The sequence below is a fragment of the Cyclobacterium salsum genome, assembly GCF_010119245.1.
Taxonomy (GTDB): domain Bacteria; phylum Bacteroidota; class Bacteroidia; order Cytophagales; family Cyclobacteriaceae; genus Cyclobacterium; species Cyclobacterium salsum.
Genome location: NZ_WNKG01000027.1, coordinates 1 through 7,607, shown reverse-complemented (window position 1 = coordinate 7,607; position 7,607 = coordinate 1). Strand labels below are relative to the sequence as shown.

Below are 7,607 nucleotides of genomic sequence, written 5' to 3'. Positions count from 1 at the left end.
AAGCCCTAAATGAGGAAAAAATCTCTATTCCCTACAGCTGAAGCAGTAGGCAATTGATTAAAAGCATGCTGGCCCAAAATGAGTATTCCTCAATAGGAATGCGGCTCTACACCAGTCCTCTAAAGGATTATTTTTCAATAGGAATGCGGCTTTAGTCCATTCTTAAAATAGAATAGCATGATCGCAGGGTTTTAACCAAAGTGAACGCATTGGTGAATTCTGGATTGGAAAGGTTCAAACATAAAAGATTTGGCCAAAGCCCCAGATTGGGAAAAAATCAAAAATGCCTACAGCTGAAGCAGTAGGCAATTGATTAAGAGGATCCTGGTTTTTGATAATATTTCTTCACTAGGAAAGTGGCTTTAGCCCATTCTTAATAATGGAATAGCAAGATCCCTGGCTTTAGCCAAAACCGATACCCCATGCGGCAGGCTATTGATCAAAATCCGGTTCCAAATAATTACACTTTAATAGCAATGTGGCTTTAATTCATTCCTAAAATTGGAACCGTAAACCATAGCCAAAATGGAGGGAATTGTGAATTCTGGATTGGAAAGGTTCAAGGATAAAAATTTGGCTAAAGCCCTAGTTTGGGAAAAAATCAATGATGCCTACAGCTGAAGCAGTAGGCAATTGATTAAAAGCACGCTGGTCCCAAATGACTATTCTTCAATAGGAATGCGGCTCTATACCATTCCTCTAAATGGTTATTTTTCAATAGGAATGCGGCTTTAGCCCATTCTTAAAATAGAATAGCATGATCGCAGGGTTTTAACCAAAGTGAACGCATTGGTGAATTCTGGATTGGAAAGGTTCAAACATAAAAGATTTGGCCAAAGCCCCAGATTGGGAAAAAATCAAAAATGCCTACAGCTGAAGCAGTAGGCAATTGATTAAGAGGATCCTGGTTTTTGATAATATTTCTTCACTAGGAAAGTGGCTTTAGCCCATTCTTAATAATGGAATAGCAAGATCCCTGGCTTTAGCCAAAACCGATACCCCATGCGGCAGGCTATTGATCAAAATCCGGTTCCAAATAATTACACTTTAATAGCAATGTGGCTTTAATTCATTCCTAAAATTGGAACCGTAAACCATAGCCAAAATGGAGGGAATTGTGAATTCTGGATTGGAAAGGTTCAAGGATAAAAATTTGGCTAAAGCCTATGATGGGGTAAAAATCTAAATTGCCTACAGCTGAAGCAGTAGGCAATTGATTAAAAGCATGCTGGTTTTAGATAGATATTTCCTCAATAGCAATGTGGCTTTAGCCCATTCTCAAAATTGGCATAGCATGATCCCAGGCTTTAGCCAAAATTTTTTAGCTCTTAAAATCATTAGGGTATTTTAAAAATTGAGAATTTGTTTGTTTCGAGGGGAGGGTATATATCAGGAGAATAATGGCTAATCGGACCATGATTCCAAGAACGCTACCCTCCGGCCCCTGGCTACCGCCATTATAAATTTCATGGGGTATAATGCTAATATTCAGAAGTCCATCTGATTCGATTCCAGAAACAGGGAAACCAAAAATAGCGCCTTGTATAAAATTACAAGAGAAATGAATACCTGTCGGAATGAGTATGGATTGAAATTTTACAAATGAATACCCATACATGATACCAGCCAGGAAATAACTTACAAAATAGATACCATTTGTTGGGAAATGGTATAAGCTAAAAAGAACAGAAGTAGAAAATATTAATGCATTTTTATTGGAAATATAATGGATAAGGCTTGCAAAAAGTAAAATTCTAAAAATAAATTCTTCTACTATTGCTATGGATAAATATTTCGGCATTTGTGAAAATATTATTTTATAATTATTGGTAAAATTTAAAACAATATAATCATTATATATATTTAATAAGATGATAGAATAAAACAAAATAAGAATTAAAATAAAAAAATATATACTATAATTTAAACTTTCTAAAAAATAAATTCCAGCTATTTATCTTAGTTTTATCTTGTTATTATAAAAAATATAAAAACCTCGAATTGAAAGTATAAAAATCAGTATAAGACTGAATATTGAAAAGGTTTCAATCATTATTTTTTTCAATAAAAACCATCAATATTATAATCATACAAAAAATTAACTTAGCCGTTGAATTGAAAAAAATCTTAAAGTTATAACGAAAATATCTTGAACATTACTACTTCTAAAACATATAGTAATACTCCTATTATTATACCAATTATAAGCTCATTTAATTTAATATAACTCGATTCAATCAAAAAAAAATAGTACCCTAAAAATAAACTTATAATTGGAGCGATGTATACAAGACCATATGAAGCACCAGCGAAAAATATAAATATTGAATACAGAAACGAACACACCATAGCAACAAAAAAGATAGCCACATTATGTTGGAGATAATAGGAGACATCTTTTTGAAATAAAATAACCAAAAATATGATAGTAATATTAATTAACAGTATTTTATTTTTAATTTTCATACAAAGGAATAAATAGTTTCCATCTGCATTGTGCTTATGGACAAATTATTAGTCAGCCATGAAATATCCACCTAAAAAAACGATAATGATCCAAATATAGTGCATTCTATAAAACCCCATCGAGGGGAAATAGTAGCTTTACCCCCGACAAATTGGTATCAATGAGAAACAGCTAAATAAATCACATTCAGCTAAATACCATTCTAATAACTAATTGGTTTAATAGCGTTATATAATTGAACTAATAAAACCAAAATAGAAAAAATTAAAAGAACATAGAACCCAATTTTATATTTATTATCACTATTTATCATCTTAGTCCAATTTAAACTTATCATTTAAACACCGATATAGGCAATTAACTACAATAAACTAAAGACCTCCCATTTTTAGAGAAATCATGTAGCTATTCGTTCCCAGTGTTCTTCTAGCTTTCTTTCCACTTTCTAAACTTGATTGAAAAACCATACCAGCTAAATAGAACACATCATATAAGAAGGGATCACCTCCCATGATTGATAAATATTCGTTATTAGTTAACTCTTTCATAAGATAATAAATTAATTGTAGTTACCTACAAGATAGTGGTGGATTATAATTTCCTTTCCTTCCATCCCTAAAACCTCTGGCTATATCCCCAGAATTATTATAAAGATAAACACCTACAGAACCGACCGCTATCGCTAAAGCAAATAGTCCTATAGCAATCGAAACTGGTTCTCCCCCATTAACCTCTTTTAATTCTTCTAAACTTAGTCCTTTTAACTTTTCCATAATTTTAATCAAATTTAATTATTACACCAAATTTTTTAACGTTTTAATCCTTCCTATATATGTTGGAAGGTAATTTCTCATTAATTTCACTCTAATTTAACCCTGATCAATGCAATAAAATAACATTCATCAATTTTTCATTGATTATTTATCAATTCTCTGATACCTTAAGTATCTCAAATCTCAGATCAATACAAATTTTAGTATTTCCCTTATAAATGAAACTATTTAGTTTTCTCGAAAAAGAAATTTCAACTCCCAAATCCTTTAGGTATTCGAGGTACACGTACAATTGTCTTTTACTTATCCCCATCTTTTTTGCCATATCATTAGGACTCCCCGTGCGTTGTTCCTTTACCAGCTTATTCAATAGCTGAAATCGCTCAATCTGTCTAATAAACTCCATAATCCATGCGGTTTAACTTGTTAAATTCACTACTAAAAACTGTTTCTTTACCATTTTAGAATACTTGCCTTCTTTGCCCAGAAGTTCTTCATGCGTGCCCTCCTCAATAAGGTGCCCCTTATCCAGAACAAAAATCCGGTCCATTTCCTGAACGGCTGCCAGCCGATGGGTGATGAAAAGAATGGTTTTTCCCTCTTTTGCCAGTATGCGTATGGTATTGCGTACAAACTGCTCTGAATCAGAATCCAATGAGGCGGTGGCCTCATCGAGGATCAGAATGGCAGGATCCCGGTACAGTGCCCTGGCAATGGCTATGCGTTGTTTCTGCCCACCTGACAAAACGGCTCCGTTTTCTCCCAGATACGTTCCAAATCCGTTGGGAAGGGTTTCTATAAAATCCATCATGCCCAACTTGTTGCAGATGTTGACGATACGTTGCATATCGGGTTGGTAGTCCCCCAGTGCAATGTTTTCCAGTATATTGCCAACAAATAGATCAATGCGTTGCGGCACCACGGAGACCAATTGCCGAAGGCTCGTATGATTAATGTACTGAATATTATGTTTTCCAATGTAAACCTGTCCCGATTGCAGGGGATATAGGTTTTGCAATAAGGCCACCAGGGTGCTTTTGCCCGAGCCACTCTCCCCTACTACTCCGGAAATTTTACCTTTTGGAACAACCAGATTAAGGTCTTCGAAGACATTGGCTCTGGAGCCATATCGAAAGCTCACATTTTTAAAAACAATATCTCCTGCTTCTTCCTTATTTAGGGGGAAGGTCTTCTCGGCACTTTCTACTTCCAGATCCATGATCTCGAATAAGCGATCTGCTGCGATCAGGGCATTTTGAATCGTTTTGTTCATGCCAATAAGATCTGAAATGGGGCCCGTCAAATATCCCGTCAAGGCATAGAAAGCCATCAGCTCCCCGGGGGTTATGTCATTCCTCAACACATACCCAGCCCCTACCCAAAGAAGGATTATGGTAAACAACCTGGAAACGGTTTCTGCAGAAGTACCTGAAAAAATGGAGCTTGTACCTGATTTGTAAACGGTACGGAGCAGGGAGACAAATCGGATTTCCGTCTTGATATTCGCATGTTCTTCGGCACCAAACCTTTTTATCGTTCCGGCAGCCGTAATGGATTCTACCAGTTGGGATTCCAACTCAGCCGATTCTTCCATAAGCCTTCGTTCAATTTTTTTATTGAGTTGGTTGGTGATGCCATAAATCAGCGCATACAGTGGAATTACCAAAAGCATCACCAGTGCCAGCTTCCAGTAAAAGGTGAACATCAGTGCAAAAGAGAAAAGTACGATGAAGACATTCACAACCAGGCCTATCGAAACGTCATTGATAAATGCCCTGATCTTCACTGCGTCGTTGACGCGGGAGATGATCTCCCCCACTCTCATAGTATCAAAAAAGCGTTGGGGCAGCGTCAAAAGATGTTTGTAATACCCCAAAATCAGCCTGGCATCAATGCGCTGCCCCACCTTTAACACGAAGAGCGTTTTAAAAACCCCTATGGTGATTTGCAACAACAACAAAACAATCATGGTCACCGACAGCAGGTTGAGAAGATTGGTATTTCTTCCGATAAACACATGGTCAATGATTTTCTGTACATATATGGAAGTAGACAAGCCCAGGAGGGTAAAGATCATCGCCCCTAATAGGGATTGAAACATCACCCCACGGTGTGGGCGCATCAAAAACCAAAACCGGCTCCAGGTGCTTACTCTTTGGTTAACAGCTCTAAAGTCATCATTGGGCATTAACAGCACCAACACTCCGGTCCAGGAATTTTTAAAATCATGATGGCTAATTTTATGAAATTGCCCGTCTGCGGGGTCCATATAAGTCACCGTTTGTTCTCCAACCTTGTACAAAACCACAAAATGGTGAAGTACTTTGTTGACCACTACATGGGCGATTACAGGCATGGGTACCTCCTTCAAGGCCTCAAATTCTCCACGCACCCCCTTTGCCGAAAACCCCATTTTTGTGGCGGCTTCAATCAATCCCAATACATTGGTTCCCTTTTGGTCGGTAGAAGCCATTTGCCTGATTTTTGCCACTGGCATTTCCAACTTGTAATAGGAGGCTACCGAAGCCAGACAGGCAGCGCCACAGTCGGTGATGTCTTGCTGTTTGATCTTTATACTCATATCGCATCCCGGTTAGGGCTGTTTGTTGACAAAAGGGTTGATCCAGTTATCGACCTTATCGTATAGCAACTGAGACAAGGAACGCCTTGCCACTACAAAGCGGGCATTGAAGGTCATCCCTTTTTTGACATGGCCAAGTGCCCCATTAGAAAGGGTCAAATAAGAACGCTCTAAGAGACAGGTGACCAGGTAGCCCACTTCGTTTTCATTTATTAATGTCAGGTCATCAGCAATTTCCCACACACTACCTGTTGCAATCCCCCACTGGTTGTAATTATAGGCATCCACCTGAAAACTCACTTGTTGCCCTTTTTTGATAAAAGCGATATCAGCAGGGGAAATATAAGTTACTGCCAGTAAAGTGGTATCCGGGGAGATTTCGGCTAATTTTTGCTGGGGGTGAATGAAATCACCTTCGTTCAGGTTTAACACATTGATCAGGGTGCCGTTCGTACCGGCCAAAATGCTGTATCGGTCCATTTCTTCGGCATACACCTGAAGTTGATTATTAAGCTTATTCTTTTCATTCCTGAAATTATTCAGCTCTTGCTCCCAGGCATGAATTTTCTGCTTTTGGATCAATTCCAATTGGGCCCTGGCCTGCTTGTACCGTACTTCTACCTCGTCGAAATCTGCAAAAGCCAATGATTGGCTGTTTAGGAGTGTTGTGGCCCTATCATAATCACGCTCCAATTTCTGAACTGCCGCAGATTGGTTACTTAATTCCGTCTGGAACTCCACCAGAGAAGCCTGGAAATAATGTGTTTGTAATGGGATAGCGCGATCGTGGTTTTTTGACAAATTTGCTCCTAGCAATTGCCGTAAATCCGAAATAAAGTCATTCAAAAGCGCAAGTCGCTCTCGCACTCCCTGCATTTCTAGATGTAGTGCTTCTTTTCTTATCACAGCCAACACTTCTCCTTTCTGTACCTTTTGATTTTCGGCAAGGTTCCACTTTTCCAACCTTCCCCCCACCGCAGTCATCAACGGGTTGCGCTGCAACGCAGACTGAAAGGTACCTCGTGATTGTACCGCCACATCTACGTACACAAAAAACAGGGCAATGCATGCGCCCATTAGCAAGGTTAAAATAGAGAGGTAAATGGCTTGGGAGCGGACACTAATCCGGCCATCAAAAACTTCGACGCTGTGCGCTGCGATAGCGGAAGGGAAAATCCTGGCTTTCATACCTTTTTAAAAGATAATCGGTTAGAATAAACGTAAAAATCCTGAATTGCTTAAAGGAACTCAGTCCCTCCTTTAACAGGTCATTTCTTCAAACCGCCCAAATTCCCGTCCAGATAAAAATAACCTATTAAAAGTCCTAGATCACGGATACAAACTATTTTTCGATAACCCTTAAAAACCAGATTCCCAATCAACAATTTATGACAACAAAAATAAGGGCTAGGTGATGTTAGTTATAAAATCAAAAAAAACCAAATTTTTCTGTGAAAATTTTCATATTAATGATTAGTTCGGCCAATACTGAAGCAGCAGGCAATTGGTAAAACGAACCCCGGTCAAAAATAAATATTTCCTCAATAGGAATGCGGCTTTAGCCCATCCCTAAAATTGGAACCTCGAACCATTGCAAAAATGGAGGGAATTGTGAATTCTGGTTTGGAAAGGTTCAAAGATAAAAGTTTTGGCTAAAGCCCTAGTTTCGGAAAAATTCAATAATGCCTACAGCTGAAGCAGTAGGCAATTGATTAAAAGCATGCTGGTTCCAAATGAGTATTCCTCAATAGGAATGCGGCTTTAGCCCATTCTTAATAATGGAATA

General features: G+C 38.2%; 6 protein-coding genes. All 6 read right to left on the bottom strand.

Annotated elements, in window-relative coordinates; genetic code table 11:
- Positions 1-1,321: 1,321 nt before the first annotated feature.
- The 6 genes from GJS45_RS23405 to GJS45_RS23380 all read right to left on the bottom strand — a co-directional run bounded on the left by GJS45_RS23405 (position 1,322) and on the right by GJS45_RS23380 (position 7,009).
- A complete protein-coding gene (locus GJS45_RS23405; protein WP_162344322.1) occupies positions 1,322-1,801 on the bottom strand; it encodes a CPBP family intramembrane glutamic endopeptidase in 480 nt (159 codons plus the stop codon).
- A gap of 1,037 nt (positions 1,802-2,838) precedes the next feature.
- Positions 2,839-3,015, bottom strand: coding sequence for a hypothetical protein (locus tag GJS45_RS23400; protein ID WP_162344321.1), 177 nt, complete (start codon positions 3,013-3,015; stop codon positions 2,839-2,841).
- 21 nt (positions 3,016-3,036) lie between these two features.
- Positions 3,037-3,240: a hypothetical protein gene (locus tag GJS45_RS23395; protein ID WP_162344320.1), complete on the bottom strand. Its 204-nt coding sequence runs from the start codon at positions 3,238-3,240 to the stop codon at positions 3,037-3,039.
- A 151-nt stretch (positions 3,241-3,391) separates the two neighbouring features.
- Positions 3,392-3,646, bottom strand: a complete 255-nt coding sequence (locus tag GJS45_RS23390) for an HTH domain-containing protein (RefSeq protein WP_162344319.1) — start codon at positions 3,644-3,646, stop codon at positions 3,392-3,394.
- A 12-nt stretch (positions 3,647-3,658) separates the two neighbouring features.
- Complete coding sequence (locus tag GJS45_RS23385) at positions 3,659-5,821, bottom strand: peptidase domain-containing ABC transporter (protein WP_162344318.1); 2,163 nt, start codon at positions 5,819-5,821, stop codon at positions 3,659-3,661.
- A 12-nt stretch (positions 5,822-5,833) separates the two neighbouring features.
- The gene (locus GJS45_RS23380; RefSeq protein WP_162344317.1) at positions 5,834-7,009 is read right to left on the bottom strand and encodes an HlyD family secretion protein; all 1,176 of its coding nucleotides are present in this window, start codon (positions 7,007-7,009) and stop codon (positions 5,834-5,836) included.
- Positions 7,010-7,607: the final 598 nt, after the last annotated feature.